The organism is Victivallis lenta (assembly GCF_009695545.1).
GTDB classification, from domain to species: domain Bacteria; phylum Verrucomicrobiota; class Lentisphaeria; order Victivallales; family Victivallaceae; genus Victivallis; species Victivallis lenta.
In genome coordinates this window covers 24,867-41,510 of the sequence record NZ_VUNS01000013.1, presented here as the reverse complement: position 1 = coordinate 41,510, position 16,644 = coordinate 24,867, and the positions used below count along the sequence as shown (strand labels likewise).

The 16,644-nt window shown below is 64.0% G+C and carries 14 protein-coding genes; 4 read left to right on the top strand and 10 right to left on the bottom strand.

Annotated features, from left to right (window positions below):
• Positions 1-39 precede the first annotated feature (39 nt).
• The 5 genes from FYJ85_RS12510 to FYJ85_RS12490 all read right to left on the bottom strand — a co-directional run bounded on the left by FYJ85_RS12510 (position 40) and on the right by FYJ85_RS12490 (position 5,893).
• The gene (locus FYJ85_RS12510; RefSeq protein WP_154418948.1) at positions 40-1,938 is read right to left on the bottom strand and encodes a penicillin-binding transpeptidase domain-containing protein; all 1,899 of its coding nucleotides are present in this window, start codon (positions 1,936-1,938) and stop codon (positions 40-42) included.
• Positions 1,935-2,489, bottom strand: coding sequence for a hypothetical protein (locus FYJ85_RS12505; protein WP_106055352.1), 555 nt, complete (start codon positions 2,487-2,489; stop codon positions 1,935-1,937). The genes FYJ85_RS12510 and FYJ85_RS12505 overlap by 4 nt, the downstream gene beginning before the upstream one ends.
• A complete protein-coding gene (gene mreC, locus FYJ85_RS12500) occupies positions 2,486-3,358 on the bottom strand; it encodes a rod shape-determining protein MreC (RefSeq protein WP_106055353.1) in 873 nt (290 codons plus the stop codon). The genes FYJ85_RS12505 and mreC overlap by 4 nt, the downstream gene beginning before the upstream one ends.
• Positions 3,359-3,390: 32 nt before the next feature.
• On the bottom strand, positions 3,391-4,425 hold the full coding sequence (locus FYJ85_RS12495) for an NAD(P)H-dependent flavin oxidoreductase (RefSeq protein ID WP_206213156.1): 1,035 nt from the start codon (positions 4,423-4,425) through the stop codon (positions 3,391-3,393).
• A 97-nt stretch (positions 4,426-4,522) separates the two neighbouring features.
• On the bottom strand, positions 4,523-5,893 hold the full coding sequence (locus FYJ85_RS12490; RefSeq protein ID WP_154418946.1) for a hypothetical protein: 1,371 nt from the start codon (positions 5,891-5,893) through the stop codon (positions 4,523-4,525).
• Positions 5,894-5,993: 100 nt separating this feature from the next.
• Here FYJ85_RS12490 and thiD point away from each other — a divergent pair, with 100 nt between their 5' ends.
• Both thiD and FYJ85_RS12480 read left to right on the top strand, forming a co-directional pair.
• A complete protein-coding gene (thiD, locus tag FYJ85_RS12485) occupies positions 5,994-6,839 on the top strand; it encodes a bifunctional hydroxymethylpyrimidine kinase/phosphomethylpyrimidine kinase (RefSeq protein ID WP_158704339.1) in 846 nt (281 codons plus the stop codon).
• 5 nt (positions 6,840-6,844) lie between these two features.
• Positions 6,845-7,822, top strand: coding sequence for an N-acetylmuramoyl-L-alanine amidase family protein (locus FYJ85_RS12480; RefSeq protein WP_154418944.1), 978 nt, complete (start codon positions 6,845-6,847; stop codon positions 7,820-7,822).
• 28 nt (positions 7,823-7,850) lie between these two features.
• On the opposite strand, the gene FYJ85_RS12475 is transcribed toward FYJ85_RS12480, so the two are convergent.
• From FYJ85_RS12475 to FYJ85_RS12455, 5 genes are all read right to left on the bottom strand, one after another.
• A complete protein-coding gene (locus FYJ85_RS12475; RefSeq protein WP_206213155.1) occupies positions 7,851-10,358 on the bottom strand; it encodes an FAD-dependent oxidoreductase in 2,508 nt (835 codons plus the stop codon).
• 108 nt (positions 10,359-10,466) lie between these two features.
• Positions 10,467-11,231, bottom strand: a complete 765-nt coding sequence (locus FYJ85_RS23145; protein ID WP_206213154.1) for a type II secretion system protein — start codon at positions 11,229-11,231, stop codon at positions 10,467-10,469.
• A 22-nt stretch (positions 11,232-11,253) separates the two neighbouring features.
• Positions 11,254-13,179 (bottom strand): DOMON domain-containing protein, encoded by a 1,926-nt coding sequence (locus FYJ85_RS12465; protein ID WP_154418940.1) that lies wholly within the window; start codon positions 13,177-13,179, stop codon positions 11,254-11,256.
• A 30-nt stretch (positions 13,180-13,209) separates the two neighbouring features.
• Positions 13,210-14,358: a GntR family transcriptional regulator gene (locus FYJ85_RS12460; RefSeq protein WP_154418938.1), complete on the bottom strand. Its 1,149-nt coding sequence runs from the start codon at positions 14,356-14,358 to the stop codon at positions 13,210-13,212.
• A gap of 18 nt (positions 14,359-14,376) precedes the next feature.
• Positions 14,377-14,730, bottom strand: a complete 354-nt coding sequence (locus tag FYJ85_RS12455; RefSeq protein WP_154418936.1) for a hypothetical protein — start codon at positions 14,728-14,730, stop codon at positions 14,377-14,379.
• Here FYJ85_RS12455 and FYJ85_RS12450 point away from each other — a divergent pair.
• Entirely contained in the window at positions 14,729-15,808 is a 1,080-nt protein-coding gene (locus FYJ85_RS12450; protein ID WP_154418934.1) for a substrate-binding domain-containing protein, read from the top strand. The genes FYJ85_RS12455 and FYJ85_RS12450 overlap by 2 nt on opposite strands.
• A gap of 140 nt (positions 15,809-15,948) precedes the next feature.
• Positions 15,949-16,644 (top strand): type II secretion system protein, encoded by a 696-nt coding sequence (locus FYJ85_RS12445; RefSeq protein ID WP_106055363.1) that lies wholly within the window; start codon positions 15,949-15,951, stop codon positions 16,642-16,644.

Below are 16,644 nucleotides of genomic sequence, written 5' to 3'. Positions count from 1 at the left end.
AATCGCGCCGAAATAAAATAGTGTTTGTCCCCCGGACATTCAAGTCGAGCGCGGCGTCTCGAGCAGGTAGCGCCGGAAGAACTCCGCCGCCAGCGGCGCACAGCTGCGGCCGCCTGACTTGCCCTCTTCGACCATGACGCAGCAGGAGTAGGTCCTGCCGCGGTAGGTGACGAAGGCGATGAACCAGGTGGTCAGGAACCGGCTGCTCAGCGGGCCGACTTCGGCCGACCCGGTTTTGCCGTAGAGGTCGAGCCCCTCCACCTTCGCTTCGCGGCCGGAGCCGCGCGGCGTATTGACGACGTCGAACATGCCGCGGCGGACGACGTCGAGGGCCGAACGCCCGGCCTGGAGCTCGCCCACCGGCTCCGCCTTGCGTTCGTAGAGCGGACTGCGGTTCGAATCGACCACGCGGTACACCACGTGCGGCTTCCAGACGGTTCCGCCGTTGGCGAGGGCGGCGGCGTAGACCGCCCCCTGCAGCGGAGTCAGCGTAATGATGCCCTGGCCGATCGAAAGCAGACCGGTGTCGTAATTGGTCCAGCGCATTTTCTGGCGCTTGCGCTTTTCCGCGTCCGAGGGGAAGGTTCCGGCCAGCTCCGGCAGCTCGATCCCGGTGCGGCGGCCGATGCCGGCCGAACGGAGCACCTCGGCGATCGGGTTGAGCCCGGTTTTCAGCGCGTGTTCGATCATGTAGTCGTTGCAGGATTTGGCCAGCGCTCCTTCGAGATTCAGCGGACCGTGACCGTTGCGTGCGGCGCAGCGGACGCGCGCGTTGCCGATCTGCGTGTACCCGTCGCAATTCACGATTTCGGCGGGCGATACGCCGGAGTTCAGGAATGCCAGCGCCACCAGCGGCTTCAGGATCGAACCCGGCGTGTAGTTGCCGAGCAGCGCGCGGTTGTAAAGCGGCCGGTCCGGGTCGGCGAGGAGCTTCCGGTAGTAATCCGCCCGGATGAACGGGGTGAAGCCTGCCGACAGGTCGTAGCTCGGGCTCGAGGCGGAGGCGAGCACGTCGCCGTTCGCGGCGTCGAGCACCACGATCGCCGCCCGTTTCCCGGCGATGACCGATTCGGCGATTCTCTGGGCGCGCGAATCGATGGTCAGGATCACGTTGTTGCCGTGCCGCGGCTCGATCTTGCTGATCAGCTTGTTCTGGATGAAACCGAGATGATCCACCTGGACGAGCGAGTAACCAGGCAGGCCGCGCAGGCCCGGCGGCCGGGCCTCGTCGTCTTCGTCGGAGCCCGGGAGCAGGTCGAAGGCACGCTCGATCCCCTCCACGCCGATGCGGTCCGGCACATAATAGGAGAAGTCGCGCCGGTCGCTGGCGCTCTGCGGGTCCTGAAGCCGGGTGTAGCCGATGATGTGGGCCGCAAGCTTTCCCTCCGGATAGGTTCTGGATTCATCCGACTCGAGCCCGACGCCCTTCAGCGACCGTCCGCTCTCGAGCGCGCGCGCGATCTCCGGCTGGGTCAACTGGCGGAAGAGGACGAGCGGCAGCCCGGGCTGCAAATTCAGATGGCGCGTGATGTCCTCCTTCGTCAGAGGATTCGTCCGCCGCAATGCTTTGGAAATGGTCTCCGCCGCGTCGAAGATCGCGCTGACGGTTTTGCCCTGCGACCCTTTCACCTGCATCTCCTGCGGGTAGATGACCAGATTCGAATCGCTGCTGCCGCCGGCCAGAAGCGTGAGGTCCCGCGTGTAGATTTTGCCGCGCGTAGCCGGAATGCGGATCCGCCGCAGCGACTGGCGCGAAATGGCCTCCTTGCTCTTGTCCACCGCGCGGGTCTGGATATAACCGAGCTTCACGATCATGATGAGAAAGACAAGCAGAATGATTCCGCCGAAGATCAGCAGCCGCAGGTGTTCGGTTTCCAGGAGTCCCTGCGCCGGCTTCTTTTCCCGGCGCGGGGCGGGGCGTCTGGCGTTCGGGCTCATTGGTTTTTCCCTCCACGCGGTTCGCGGACCCGGCGCGGCCGCAGCCGTTCGAAGCTCGCTTTCGGCTCGCAGATGGCGGCGCCGAGTCCGAGCCGGGAGCCGGCCGCGTCGAAGAGCAGCGTCAGGAGCGGCATCAGGAAAAGCCCGAGCGCGCCGAAGAAGATCAGCTCCCACAGGAATTCGTCGACCTGTTCCGGCTGGGTCGAGAGCGAGAGCCGGACGATCCCGCCGCCGAGAATGGCGACGAGCGCGATTCCCATGCCGGGCAGCGCGGTCTCGAACGGATGGGTCGGCGCCTTGAGCCGGATCAGCTTGCCGGCCAGCAGCGCGGCCGCGAGAATCGCCGCCGTCACCGGCAGATCCCGCCCGTAGGCGAGGTCGAGCAGAATGCCGAAGCCGATCGAGACGGCGAAACCGATTCCGAGCGATGTGGTCAGCGAGACGTAATAGACGACGAGCGCGGCGAGAAAGAACGGCAGATCGAGCCTCCCGGCCAGGAGTTCGGCCAGAAAAGCGAAACCGAGAAGCGCGAAGACGTAGACCGTCCTCATGGCCGGTTCTCCTCCGGCGGCGCGCCGGTCGGGATCGCGACGGTCACGAAGCGCAGATTGTCGAAATCCGCATGGGGCGTCAGCAGCCCGGAGATGTGCTGCGCACTGGAAAAATCCGGATCGACCTCGTCGACCGTGCTGAGGCGGCCGATCAGAATCCCGCGCGGAATGCCGGCTTCGTAGCCGGTGGTCAGCGCCGTTTCGCCGGGCGTGAATTTGACGTTGACCGGCAGGTGTCCGACCGGGAGCTTGCCGGCGACCGGCTGGCGTTCACCCGTATTCAGAAAGCCGGTGCTGCCGTTTTCGAATGCGGCGGAGAGCCGCAGCGACGATGCGAACAGGGTGTCGACCTCGGCATTCCGGCGGCCGACGCGCGATACGATTCCGACCAGCGCCGGAACGCCGTCCGGCCCCGCCGCGATCACCGCTGCGCCCGGCGTCACGCCGGAATCCGCATCCAGGCTGATGAGGAACCGCTCCCGCCAGAACATCGGGTCGCGCAGAATCACCTGGGCGGCGCGGTAGTTCCACGCGACGGGGGCGGGCAGTGTCAGGAGCCGCCGCAGTTCGGCGTTCTCTTCCGCCAGTGTTCCGGCCTCGCGGCTCCGGACGGCGAGGGTACGGTTTTCGGCCATCAGCGCTTCGGCTTTGGCCGCGAGCTCCGTGCGGGAGAGGAGCAGCAGCGACTGCTCCGAAACCCCCTGCGTCGCCAGCTGCGTCAGCGTCAGATACGGGTAGAAAAAATCGCCGAGCAGGAGCCCCGCGCTGCGGCGGAGCGCCCGGTACCCGGCGAATGCGAGCAGGAGCGCGAGCAGAACCGTCGCTGCGAAAACGACTCTGCGGTCGGATTGTTTGCCCGGTTCCTTCATCGATGATGCTCAGCTCCCGCTTCCGTGTGCGGTCAGCAGCCGCAGAGTTTCGCTTTGAGTTCGACGAGTTCGTCCTCCGCCCCTTCGAGCAGTTCGTCGATGAGCTCGCGGACGGTCATGACCTTGTCGACGAGGCCGACCGACTGGCCGGCCATCAGGGAGCCGTTGTCCACGTCGCCTTCGACGGCGGCGCGGCGCAGCGCGCCGATCCAGAACTTCTCGACTTCCTCCTGCGCTTCGGCGCGGTGGATCGTGCCGGCTTCGAGCTCGCGCAGCAGGCGGAGCTGGAGCTGCCCGAAGAGGTCGGTCCCCCTGTTGCGCAGCGCGCGCACAGCGACGACCGGGAGCTTCTGGTCGTACTGCGGCGTCGAGATCGCGTCGCGGGCATTCGCATGGCGGAAAGCCTCCTTGAAGGCCGGGTGGACCGTGGACTCCTCGGTCATGACGAAACGGGTGCCGAGCTGGACGCCCGCCGCACCCATGGTCAGCAGGTGCGCCATCATTTTCCCGGTGCCGATGCCGCCGGCGATGAAGATCGGAATTTCCTTGTGGAATTTGTAAAGCACCTGCTGGATCAGAACCATGCTCGAAACATGCCCGATGTGGCCGCCGGCCTCGCTGCCTTCGAGGATGATGCCGTCGGCGCCGAACCGGATCATGCGCTCGGCGATGGAGACGGTCGAGGCGAAGCAGAGCACCTTGGCGCCGGTGGCCTTGGCCGCGGCGATCTCCTTCTCCTTCGGGAAGCTGCCGGCGAAGATGATGTACGGCACCTTGACCCGGTCGAGCATCGCGAGGTGGTCCTTGTAGGCCGGGGCGATCGTGATGAGGTTCACCGCGAAATTGTTCGGCGTGAGCTCCCGGAGCTGGTGGATCTGCTTTTCGAGGATGTCGCACGGGGCGTTGCCGCCGGCCAGGCAGCCGAAGCCGCCGGCGTTGCAGACGGCCGAGACGAGTTTCGGCTCCGAAACCCAGGTCATCGCGCCGCAGATGATCGGATACTTCACGCCGAGAAATTCACTCCCGCGACGCATGAGCGGGGTCAGCATCGATAAATCTTTCATCATTCTTCTTTCATTTTCCCTGTTTTGATTCCCTTTTTTCCCAACCGCCGCATTCGGGTGGTGCGGCAGCTTGCTAATATAGCATTGCAGGGAAACCTTTTCAATCGTCAAGCCACTCGCGTTCGACGCGTTCGAGGAATTTTTCCTCCCGTTCGGTGAGGAGCGGCGATGGACGGTTCGCCTCCCGGATCGCGTCGCGGTAAAAGTCGGCCGGAATCCGGTTCTCCATTTCCACCGCGTCGAGGAACGCCTCTATTTTTGCGCGCCTCTCGAGATCGTTCCGGATTCGCGCGATGGCCTGCCGGAACCGTTCCCCCGACGAAGGGGGGGGCTCCGGACGGGCAGGCGGCGTCAGCGGCAGGCGCATGAGCGCATCGGCCAGATCCTGCAGCAGCCGGTTGAACGGGCCGTCGTTTCCTTCGCCGAGAGCGAGAATCCGGAGCCGGAGCTCCTGCTGGAGGGCGGCGGCGTCGGCCCTCTGCTGAATGATCTCCGGCAGATCGAAGAGGTCGGCGGAGGTGTGTTCGCCGGTCGGCAGCCCGTGTTCGTCGAGAACCGGCAGCTCAAGCTTGTTCAGCGCCTCGAACGCCGCCGACGTGATCGGGACCGGCTGCGGGAAGAAATCGTTGAAGGCGAGCCGCCGCGCGTACGCTTCGAGCGTGCGCTGGATTTTCTCGTCGTCGGAGAGTTTGTCCCAGATTTCCCGCCCGGTGTGCTCCGGCAGGCCGTTTTTGGCCGCATCCTTCAGAAACACCCGCCCGAGCGTGGCGAGGAAATTCTGGTTTTCGATGCTGCCGGGTTTGGCCGACAGGATGCAGTAGTCGAGCAGCGCGTTGTCGGTCGGAGTCGAGCAGACGGCGCCGTAGTCCAGCAGCGCGCGGCCGAGTTCGCCGTACCAGGCTCTCGCGGGCGGCGTCAGCAGCTCCGGCGTCAGGTTCCGCAACTGGCGGAAGTCGGGAAAAGTTCCGCGTTCCGACAGGGCGCGCAGGACCGGCATGTAACGGTTGCGCCGCAGCATGAGCTCGCTCTCGCGCCCGGCGCGCATGCGCTCGTCGATGCCGGCGATGATCCAGCCGGGCAGGTAGTCGGGATGGGCCGGCGCTTCGGCGAGCGGAACCTTCGATAGGATCAGCATCCCGGCCAGCCGGCGCCGGAGCGCGAAGTCGGTGAGCCAGCGGCCGCCGCGGTCGTTGAACGAGAGCGTCCACTCCCGCGGCTTGAGTTCGACCAGAAGTTCACCCGGCGGCAGCTCGCCCGAAATCACGATCCGGCATTTGAGCGGGAGCCGCCTGCCGCTGACCCGGAACAGCGAGACGATCTGGCGGTCGAGCGCGCGCAGTTCTTCGATGGTCGCCAGCGATTCGGCGCTGCTGTGGTCCAGGTCGATGTCGACGCCGTCGTAGGTCGTAACCGTTGCGGCGCAAAGCGGAAGCGCCGCCATGAACAGCAGCAGCGGAACAATTCTCTGCAAATCCCGGAAAAACATCAGTTGCGCGATTTGTTTTTTAAGGTTGACGATGCAATATTATGATATATGGCAATATAATCGTTCAACCGCTCAAAAACAAATCATGACGAAAAATAATCCGAAAAACGAAATCTACCCGGCCGCTCTTTCGATTGCCGGGAGCGACTCCGGCGGCGGCGCCGGCATACAGGCCGATCTGCGCACCTTCAACGCTTTCGGGGTCTACGGCTGCACGGCGATCACGGCAGTGACCAGCCAGAATCCGAAGAAGGTCGCCCGGATCGATGCGATTCCGGCCGAGGGGGTGGTCAGCCAGATCGAGACCGTGCTGGAGGCGATCCGCGTCCGCTGCGCCAAGACCGGCATGCTGTTCTCGGCGGAGATCGTTTCGGCGGTGGCCGCCTGCATGGCCCGTCACGAGCTGCCGCTCGTGGTCGATCCGGTCATGGTCTCCACCTCCGGCAGCATGCTGCTGAAGGAGGACGCGGTCGAGGCGCTCAAGAACGAGCTCTTTCCGCTGGCGGACTGGATCACGCCGAATCTGCCGGAGGCGGAACTCCTGCTCGGGCGAAAGCTGAAGGGCGAGGCGGACTATATCGATGCGGCGCGGGAGTGCCATGAGCGCTGGGGCGCCGCCGTCCTGCTGAAGAGCGGACACGCGCCGGCCGGCAGATTCGCGAACGATTTCATCTGCCGGGAGGGCTGTGTCTACCGGCTTTCGTCGAAGCGCCTGCCGGATCGCGGCCAGTCGCATGGAACCGGCTGCACGCTCTCTTCGGCGCTGGCCGCCGCGCTCGCGCTCGAGATGCCGTGGAAAAGCGCGCTCTGCGAGGCGAAGGCATTCGTGCTCGGCTCTCTCGCCGAATATGTGGAGATCGGCCCCGGGGTTCCGGCGATGTATCCTCCCGTCGACGACCGGGTCGAACAGGTTCGGTTGGAGAAGCTGTAGGGAAGATGATGAAACGGTTCTGCAAGTCTCTGCTGCTGTTGATTTTCTCCTGTTTTCTGTTCGGCGGCGCGGTGCTTGAGGCCGCTCCGGTGCGGCTGCGTTCGATCTGGTCGAACGGGCGGCGCAACGTGAATCTGCTCGACGCGGCCGCCGGCTTCGGCGCGTCGGTCAGCCGGAGCGCTTCGCAGATCGTGCTGACGCAGGGAAAGAACCGCCTGGTTTTCCAGCCGGACAAACGTTACGCCTATTTCAACAACGTCCGGGTCAATCTCTGTTTTCCGCTGCTCCGGCAGGGACAGACGCCGTACATCGGCCAGATTGACTACAACAATGTTCTGGCGCCGTATCTCGGGTCGAAGCGCGTCTACAAGCATCCGGTCGGCCGGATCGTGCTCGATCCGGGCCACGGCGGACGCGACCGGGGGACCGCCGGACAGCGTTTGCAGGAGAAGACGATCACGCTGAATCTGACCAACCGCGTGGCCCGCATTCTGCGCTCCTATGGTTACAAGGTCGATTTGACCCGCACGCGCGACGCGACGCTTTCGCTCGATGCGCGCAGCGCCTATGCGAACCGGGCCAAGGCGGATCTGTTCGTGTCGATCCACGTCAATTCCGCTGCGGACCGGAGCGTGCGCGGCATCGAAACCTTCTGCCTCACGCCGGAGGGAGCCGCATCGAGCAACAGCGGAAAGCCGGATCCCCGCAAATACGCCGGGAATGCGAAGAACCCGCAGAACTTCCTGCTGGCCTACAACATCCAGCGTTCGATGCTGGCGCAGACCAGGACGACCGACCGCGGCGTGAAATTCGCGCGCTTCGCGGTTCTGCGCGATGTGCGCTGCCCGGCCGCTCTGGTTGAGGTCGGCTTCGTGTCGAACCGCTACGACGAGGCGAATCTCGGCAGCGCCGCCTATCAGGACAAGCTCGCGCGCGGCATTGCGGCCGGAATCCTGAACTACCACCGCTCGCTGGCCCGATAAGCTTTTCCTTCCGCCTTTCGCGTCCGCGTCAGGCAAACAAGGCGTAGCAGGCCTGCATCGAATTCCGGTACTGTTCCAGAATTTCCCCGGCGAGCGGGGAGGCCGGGTCGCAGCTCTGCAGGGCCTTGGCCGCATACAGCTCCTTCAGCTGGGCGTTGCGCACGGTCGTGTCGATGACCGAGCCGCGCACGCCGCGCAGCACATCGCGCAGATTCCGGATGGCGTGGCCGGAAAAGCCTTCCGTCCGCAGCAGGCGTTCCAGCGGCTCCGCCGCTTCGGGGCAGGGGTGCGCGATCAGGTAGAGCGACACCGCGCGGAAATGCGAGAATTCCGAAACCGGGGCGAGCCGTGCGAGTTTATCGAGCACGACACCTCCGTCGCCGCCGGTGCGCGCGTAGGCCATGATGAGCACGTCGAGCGGACTGGCCGACCTGCCGAACTGCCCCATGCCGTGATAATCCCACCCCTCGTCCCATTCGGCGGCGGCGATCGCCTCCGCCAGCACGCCGGCGCCGGAGCCGTCCCCGAGGAAGGCGAGCAGCGCCGCGGTTTCGGGGGAGGGGGCGCGTTCGAAGTCGCGCCGGGCTTTTTCGATACCCTGCGCGGGGGAGAGGAAGGCCGAGGCGAGTTCCAGGTGGGAGTCGTTCTCCCCGAAGCCGCCGAACGAATCCTCTTCGTTCAGGATTTCGGGCGGCAGAATTCCGCAGTCAATCAGCTGCTTCTGAAGCGCGCGGATCGAAATTTCCCGGAGCGGTTTGCCCTCCTTCGCCGCCGTCGCCGCGGCGAGGCCCGCCGCATACCCCTGGTTCTGCACATCGGGCTGCATGCGGACGAGCGGCATGCAGTCGCGGTGTGCGCTGATGCCGAGGCCGGTAACCAGAATTCCTTCCCGGTTTTTCGGCAGCAGCGCGCGGAAAGGCACATTGGCGCTGTAGGGCTGGTGTTCCGCCGGCTTCAGCAGGAACATCGGGTGGAGGATAAAGCCGTGGGTGTCGAAGTTGCTGCGGGCGATGACGATGGTGTCGCGGTAGCGGCGGTGGGCGAAGAAATCCATCGGCTGAAGCTCGATTTCGCCTGTGATGCGGCGGCGTTCGCGCGTGTCGAGCATCTGGGCGACGTCGAAATGGTTTGCGAACTTGTCGTGCGCCATGGTGAAAGCGGCGGTGGCGTCCACCACGTCGCTGTCGCAGGCGAAGAGATAATCGGTGTTGAAGGTCGGGCGGTCGAGTTCATAGGGGGGCAGGCCGCTCCCCTGCACGGCGGGTTCCGCTTCGACCAGCGGCCGGACGGGGGCGCCCGCCGCCGCCGCGAGGTCGGCGTTGCCGCTCGCATCGACCGAGACCGCCGCCGGGACGAGATGAACGCCCCGGGGACCGGCCAGAATGGCGCCGCAGACCCGGTTCCCCTCCCGCAGCGCGCCGACGGTGAAGGTGTTGAAGCGGACCTCGCAGCCGGAGTTCCGGAGCTCCCGGGTCAGCCAGGCGCTCTTGCGCTCCATGGGCGAATTGCCCTTCAGCGGAACGTAATTTTCGATCGGGGCCATTTCGCCGATGCCGCGGTCGAGCTCTTCGGTGAAGCCGCAGCAGTTGCCGAACCAGTAGCTGGCGATGCGTCCGGCGGTGCAGACGCCGCCCGGGATGCTGAGTTTTTCCACGCCGAGCGTCCGGACGCCGCTCCGCGCCGCGGCGATCGCGGCGGGTGCGCCGCCGGTTCCGAGCCCGGAGACCAGCACGTCATATCCGTCGTCGAGCGGCAGCGAATCGAGTTCGAAAGGGATCGCCGGGCATGCCTTCCAGCGGAAGAGCGTGTCGAACGAAACGGCTTCGAAGGGGAGTTCCTGCTTCGTTCGGCGATGGAACGACAGCGGGCCGCTGTTTCCGGCGCTTTTCGCCTGTTCGGCCACCGTTTCGCAATCCGGCAGGGCGGCGCGGCGGAAGCTCCAGATGCATTCGTCGGCGATGCGCAGGGTTTCGGGCGTCCAGGCGAGCGTGCGCATTTCGAGGTCGATCCGGCTCAGTTCCGCGACGGAGCCGGTGGTCAGCCGGAATTTCTTTTCGATGCGGCCGGGCTCCATTCCGGCTCGGATCGTGTTGAGCGCGACCGTGCACTCGCCGCGCCAGCCGGCGGGGAATTCCCGGAGCGCGTTGACCACGGTTCCGGCGGCGATGGCGAAAAAGCCGCTGCGTCCCGCGAAAAGGCTGCCGCGGACGTTCCCCGCCTCGTCATACAGCGGCGCGACCGGGCGGTTCTCGTAAAGATAGTCGACGCCGGAGGTGATGAGCGCGGAATCGAGCATCTGCTTGATTCCGGCCGGCGACGGGTTCCAGACGGTGAAACCGAGTCCGGCGAGCGACTGGATCCGTTCCCGGTCCAGCTCCAGCGTGGCGCAGAGGTCTTCTCCGAAGTAGGAGTACGGGGTGACGCAGTAGACCCTCAGGTTTTTCCGGCGCAGCTGCTGCGCCAGCCGGCAGGCGCCGGCCGTGCCGCCGAGAATCAGGACATCGGTTCTGCCGATCAGGGGAATATCGATTTTCATTTGCTCTTGCTTCCTTGGGCTTGTTTTGTAATATATGCCCGTTTGCGGATAAAAACAAACGGAGCCGGAACGCATTTTCCTGCATTCCGGCGTCCTTCCGGCGGATTTTCAATTGATCGTTTTCGGGATCAGGTTGCGGTCGATGGTGTATTTGATCTGCATCGAACCGGCCTTCAGCTCCTCTGCGCTCCGGGCGCCGACGTGTCCGTCGCCGAAACCGGCGTTGCTGCGGCCGCCGTGTCCGCAGTGGATGCCGACGGCGTGGGTGCCGTCGACCGGACCGTCCGGATTCCAGTAGTAGGAGGAGTTGCCGCGCTGCGACGAGGCGACGCCGGAGGCGACCGTATCCGCGAGCACGACGATCGTGGAGGGCTGCTTCATCCGGCGCGGCAGGTAGACGCACTCGTCGGTTGTGGTGTAATTGTATTTGACCCAGTCGCCGGTGCGTTCCCGGCGGGTGCAGTTGCCGAAGCTGTGTCCCCGGTAGAAGCCGTAGCAGCCCCAGAACGAGGAGAAGGCCGGCGTGGCGACCTTGTTGCCGGGACAGCGGGTCGCGTTGAGCGGCAGATAACCGTTGCCGAGCGGCAGATTGCCGGTGACGGAGGCCTCTCGGGTGAGCAGATTGACCCACGCCTCGAATTTCCCCCTGGCGCCGTAGGTGATCATGATTCCCATCTGGTCGTTGAAATCGATGGCGTACTGCATCTGGGCGAGCATGACCTGTTTCTGGTTCGAGGTGCATTTGGTCGCTTCGGCCCGGCTGCGGGCCTGGTTCAGCGCCGGCAGCAGCATCGAAGCGAGGATGGCGATGATCGCAACGACCACCAGAAGTTCGATCAGCGTGAATGCGGGGACTCTTGCGGTTCTGTTCATGACTGGTTGTTCCTGTTGTTGTTTATTTGAAAATCAGGAGATTGTAGCGGTCCGGATTTTTGGTGATTCCGATGCCGTCGCCCCATGTGAGGAAGCCTTTGCGTCCGGCGCCGTCGTTGTCGTTGACCAGGAAGGCGCAGGTGAGCATGCCTCCGGGTTCGAAAGCCTCGGCGCCGAGCAGCCGGGCCGGGATTCGGAACCGGTAGACCGTCCGGTTCCCCTGCCGTTCGATGGCGCACTCCGGCGTTTTGCTCCGGTCGCCCTGCGCTTCGCGGAGAAAGAGGGCTGCCTTTCCGCCGATCAGCGCCGCATCCAGCTCGGTGCGGGACGAACCGCCGTTTTTCCGGAAGGTTCGGAAGGCCAGCTGGATGCCGTCGCCGCGCCAGGCGTTCGCAATATTGCTTTCGGGCTGGTGAAACACGTCGTCGGTCACCGTGACGGTCAGCCGGAGGTTCTCCCGGTCGTAGGAGCTTTCGAAGGTCGCGGCGAGATCGGCTGCGCCGCCGTGCGCCGTTCCGGCGAGTTTCCGGTAATCGCGGAACGCGGTCGGAACGGTTTTTTCGCCTTGGGGCACTGCTTCGGCGCAGGAGCGCGGCAGCTGCAGCCGGATTTTGCCCGGCCGGCTGCTGCGCGGGAAGGGATGTTTCCGGATCGCCGCGATTCTGACCCGGTCGAGGTTGCCCGAGAGGAGAACCGGCATTTCGCCGACGGTGACGGCGATCCGGTTCGGATTCACGTTCCGCTCCCGGTTCGGCCAATCCCGATACCCCCACGGGCGGGTGACCGGCGCGGAGCCGACGACCTCGACGGTGAGCGGGAGAGAGGGATCGCCGCTTTCGAAAACCAGTTGCAGATCGTGATCCTCCGAACGGTTGACGACCGCCCAGAAGGGCCCTTCCTCCCCCTCGAACCGGAACAGACTGCCGCCGTCGAACTCTTCGCTGCCGGTCGGTTTGCCGAACGAGAGCCGGCGGGCGAGGGATTTCAGGGCGAAGTAGGACGTTTTCGGCGTCAGGTCGGGGCGTACCAGCCCGAAATTGTTTTCGTGGTGGCCGTGCTTCCAGCCGTCGTCCTGGAAATCGTAGTACCAGACTCCTTTGATGAACGGGAGCTGCCGTGCGTACAGATAGAGCCGGGCGAGCTTGACCGCCGACTCCCACTCCGTGCTGCCGGTCTCGGTCGTGTGGTTCGGCCAGCCGATTTCGGTGATGTAGAGCGGCTTGTCCGCGCCGCGGTTGTAGCGGCGGATCAGTGCGCCGAGCTTCTGCATCCGCGCGAACCACGCTTCGGCCGTGCTGTCGCCCGTGTTGTAGTTGTAGGCGTGGAAGCTGACCGCGTCGCAGAAATCGAGCATGCCGAGCTTCAGCAGCTCTTCGAAAAAGGTCTCCCCGGTGCAGACGGAACCGGCGATGAAGGTCGCTTCGGGCGCGATCTTCTTCAGTTGCGGATAGACCTCTTTGAGCATTTTCACGTATCCGGCCGCTTTGCCGCGCCCGAAGCCGAGCGAACTCATTCCGCAGCCGCCGTCCCACTCATTCCAGAGCTGGAAGAGCCGCACCCGGCCGCCCGAAAAGCGGACAATCTCCCCGCAGTAGCGCTTATATCCTTCGATCGACTCTGGTGTGACCGGATAGTTCCCCTTGTCATAGAAGCGGTTGCCGTAATTCAGGATCACCAGCGGCCGGATATCGCGCCGTGCCGCCTCTTCGAGATAGTCCGCAAAGAAGCCGGGCACTTTCAGTTCGCCCTTCTTCCGTTCCGTCATCGCCCATGAAACCTCATCGCGGATGGAGGTGATTCCGGCTTGGGCGACGAGGTCGAGATTCGCCGCGGCATCGCCCTTGTTCTGTGCGAAATGTGTGCAGACGCCCGCGTGGAAGTCGGGTTCCGCGCCTCCGCAGATACCGAGCAGAGGGGCGAAAATTGCGGCAAGCAGGTGTTTTTTCATGGTCCGTCCTATGGTTGCAGGGGGAATGGGTTATTGCGGAATCACCAGCCGGGGCCGGATGACGCTCCGGAACGGCCGTGAGAAGATATCGTCGCTTTCAAGCCTCTTCCGGAGCAGTCCGACGGCTTCGCGGCCGATTTCGAGGTCGTTTTTGTCGACGGTCGCCGCCGGCGGCGTGGGTTCCCAGCGGTAGGGCCGGGTCGTCGCGTAATAGTTGTCGTAGCCGAGCACCGGGATCTCGCCCGGAGTTGCGCCGAGCTCCCGCAGGGCGCGCTGAAAGTAGGGAACCGCGACATCGCTGTCTACAAGGATCGCCTCGACGGGAACGGCGCTCTTCACGTGCGGCGCGAGTGCTTCGGCGGTCATCCGGGCGCAGCGCCGGAAGTTTTCGGCCGAACCGACCTCGTTTGTAATCGGCAGCGGCGTATCGAGCGGCAGGAGCTCGATCTTCGCTTCACGCGCCGCCTCCTCGCAGCCGGCCTGCCGCTCGGCCTGCCAGACCAGCCGCGGATGGTTCCGCGCCGGAAAATACCAGAGAACCTTCCGGCAGCCGCGTTCCGCCAGAAACTGCACCAGCAGCTTCGCCCCGGCCCGGTGGTCGGAACTGCTGCGCTCGATGCCGCCGACGGCGCCGTGTTCGAGGCGTTCGGTATCGCCGAAGGTGGAGATCGGCAGCCGTCCGTTCAGTGTCCGGTAGATGAACATTTCCGTCTCCGGCGGCAGGACGTGGTATTCGTCAACGTAGATCAGCCCCCGGATTTTCGAGGCGCTCAGCAGCTCAAGCATCATGGCGGGAGGCCAGGAGGCGGAGAGGTTCAGCGACGAAAGCCCGGAGTCGTCAAGCTGCCGGAAGAGCCCGCGGATTCGCCGCTGGCTGATGAACAGTTCCCCGTCCGGCCCGGCAAGCGAGTTGTTTGCTCCGATGATGCCGACCAGTTTCGAGCCGGGGTCGAAGACCGAAGCCGGCTGGGCGGAGGAGATGCGCCGTTTGCGCGGCGAGACCATTTCGACGTACTTTTCCGACTCCAGCCGCTTCAGGACTCCGCGGATGACGGTGCGGCTCGTCTCGAATTCGTCGGCGATGTCGCGCTCGCTCGGCAGCGCCTTCTCACGCGGGTAATGATCCCGGATGATCCTGCGGACCAGTATCGTGTAGATTTCCTGTGCTGAACTTGTCATAGCCCAAAAGTCTGTTTTTTATGTTGTTTTGGTTTTGCTGAATATTATACCACAAAGCCGAATCATATCCAATAGCGGCGGGGTATTATTTTCTCTCTTTTTTGGGCTTTGTCGTGGCCCAAAAAATCGGAAGGGAACTGCCTGCACGTTCCGGCCGGGGAGCTGCCGCCGCTCCCGGCCGAAGCAGAATTTATTCCAGTTATAATCTATTTCGAAATAGAATATCCCTCCGTGTTTCAGGTCACTTTCATGCTCAGATGAAAGATTTTTGAAAAATATTCCGAATTGCTGTTGCTTTTTCTGCTTCGATGTAGCATAATTTATATTGAAACAAATGTTGCGGACGATGAAAACAGAAAGGTCTTGAATCATGGCGGGCGCTCCGAAATATCTGGCGGTTTACCGGCGTTTGAAACAGATGGTCGATGTATGCGCCGACGGCGAAAAGCTGCCGCCGGTCAAAGAGCTTTGCGAAACTTATCAGGTCAGCCTCGCCACGCTGCTCTCCGCGCTGGATCTGCTCGGCAAAGACGGCATGATCCGGCGCGAGCCGAAAAGAGGGATCTACTGCACCAAGGGCGGCGCCTCCGCCAGGAAGCTGCGCATCACCCTGCTGCTGCCGGGTGAGCAGGAGCCGCTTTTCGTCGCGGTGATCACCACCTGCCACCGGTTCTGCAAGGCGCGCGGGGTCGAGCTCAAGGTGGAGTCCTTCGAGCTCGACCCGCGCTCGGAGCTGGCGGAGCTCGAAGCGGTGCTGCATGACGATGAGTGCTGCGGATTGCTCTATATGCCGCTGTACCCGCTGTTCGATACCCCGGAGGCGCTGGAGATGCTGCGCAGAATCCACCGGGTCAAGCCGGTGGTCCAGTTCGACCGTCAGCTCGGCGACGGAGAGACCTCCTTCATCGGTTACGACTGCTACCACGACTGCCGCGCCGCGGTGGAGTACCTGATCGAGTGCGGGCACCGTTCGATCGGCCTCATCCGCGCCTCCAACGACAGCGAAGCTGCGCCGTCCTCCCGGCTTGCCGGCTACTTCGACGCGCTGAAAGCGAACGGCCTGGCCTACGACCCGCGCTACACCATCGTCTACGACGTTTTCAAGCCGGACCTCGCCAACGATGTGGTGGAGATTCTGAGTTCCTCCGGCTGTCCGAGCGCCTATTTCGCCGTGAACAGCGTCTACGTGCCGCGCTTCATGCGCAAGGTGCTGTTCGTGAATAAGTCCGTGCCGCGCGACTTCAGCCTGATCTGTTACGACCTGCCGGACACCCTGACCAACTTCTCCCAGGAGATCACCTATGTTTCGGAGCCGACCCGCGAGGTCGTCGCGGCGGCGACCGAACAGCTGCTCCGCGAAATCGCCCGCCGGCCCGAGGCGCCGCGGCAGCAGCTGCTGCGCGGACACTTCGTATACGGCGAAAGCTGCCGCGAACTCCGGGCGGTTTAAGACAGTAAAAAACGATTTTTTTCCGCATTTTTTCCGGCCGTCCCCATCGACGGCATTCCCGTGTCACGCACTCAAAAGACCGGCTGTGTCCGGATGAACCCTTGAAAACACCCCGTAATAAACAGCAAGGAGAATCGACAATGAAAAGACTTTATTTCCGCCGGAACGCAGCTTCAGCCGGAAGCCGCCGCCGTTTTACATTGATTGAGTTGCTGGTCGTCATTGCGATCATCGCGGTTCTGGCCGGCATGCTGCTGCCGGCGCTGAACCAGGCCCGGGAGCGGGCGCGCGCCATCTCCTGCACAAACAAGCTCAAGCAGCTTGCGCTTTCGGTCATCCAGTACTGCGGCGACCACAACGGCCAGGGGCCGAAGGCCGTCAGCAACACGACGACCTGGAGCGACACGCTCAGCGAGTACGGCAACTCGCCGTCCCGCTGGGACGGGGCCTACAGCTGCCCGAACGACCCGCCGCGCGAATGGACCTGGAACGGCAATGAGAGCTATCCGCTGACCTTCGCGCTCGCCTGGTCGGATTCGCCGTCGGACGGCACGGCGAAGCTCTCCGGCTTCCGGAAGCCGTCGGCGGCCGGGATGATGATGGAGAAAACCGCCTGCGAAGAGGGCGGCAAAGACCACTATCTCGGCCATTACTTCTGGCGCTGGGGCGCCGTGCAGAGCGAAATGCCTCCCTACGCCTCCTACAAGCACGGCAACCGGATCAATCTTTCGTTCATCGACGGGCACGTCGCGTCGTACACCCGCGAGGAGTTCAATCCGGCGGCGACGAATCCGGATCTGCTGAAGATCAACTTCTCCGAATTCTGCAACCTGTAG

Bases quoted from the DNA above. Each gene is read 5' to 3' on its own strand.
- FYJ85_RS12450 (WP_154418934.1), top strand. From the start codon at position 14,729: ATGGCGGGCGCTCCGAAATATCTGGCGGTTTACCGGCGTTTGAAACAG.
- FYJ85_RS12455 (WP_154418936.1), bottom strand. From the start codon at position 14,730: ATGATTCAAGACCTTTCTGTTTTCATCGTCCGCAACATTTGTTTCAAT.
- FYJ85_RS12505 (WP_106055352.1), bottom strand. From the start codon at position 2,489: ATGAGGACGGTCTACGTCTTCGCGCTTCTCGGTTTCGCTTTTCTGGCC.
- FYJ85_RS23145 (WP_206213154.1), bottom strand. From the start codon at position 11,231: ATGAACAGAACCGCAAGAGTCCCCGCATTCACGCTGATCGAACTTCTG.
- FYJ85_RS12465 (WP_154418940.1), bottom strand. From the start codon at position 13,179: ATGAAAAAACACCTGCTTGCCGCAATTTTCGCCCCTCTGCTCGGTATC.
- mreC (WP_106055353.1), bottom strand. From the start codon at position 3,358: ATGAAGGAACCGGGCAAACAATCCGACCGCAGAGTCGTTTTCGCAGCG.
- FYJ85_RS12445 (WP_106055363.1), top strand. From the start codon at position 15,949: ATGAAAAGACTTTATTTCCGCCGGAACGCAGCTTCAGCCGGAAGCCGC.
- FYJ85_RS12460 (WP_154418938.1), bottom strand. From the start codon at position 14,358: ATGACAAGTTCAGCACAGGAAATCTACACGATACTGGTCCGCAGGATC.
- thiD (WP_158704339.1), top strand. From the start codon at position 5,994: ATGACGAAAAATAATCCGAAAAACGAAATCTACCCGGCCGCTCTTTCG.
- FYJ85_RS12480 (WP_154418944.1), top strand. From the start codon at position 6,845: ATGATGAAACGGTTCTGCAAGTCTCTGCTGCTGTTGATTTTCTCCTGT.
- FYJ85_RS12510 (WP_154418948.1), bottom strand. From the start codon at position 1,938: ATGAGCCCGAACGCCAGACGCCCCGCCCCGCGCCGGGAAAAGAAGCCG.
- FYJ85_RS12495 (WP_206213156.1), bottom strand. From the start codon at position 4,425: ATGATGAAAGATTTATCGATGCTGACCCCGCTCATGCGTCGCGGGAGT.
- FYJ85_RS12475 (WP_206213155.1), bottom strand. From the start codon at position 10,358: ATGAAAATCGATATTCCCCTGATCGGCAGAACCGATGTCCTGATTCTC.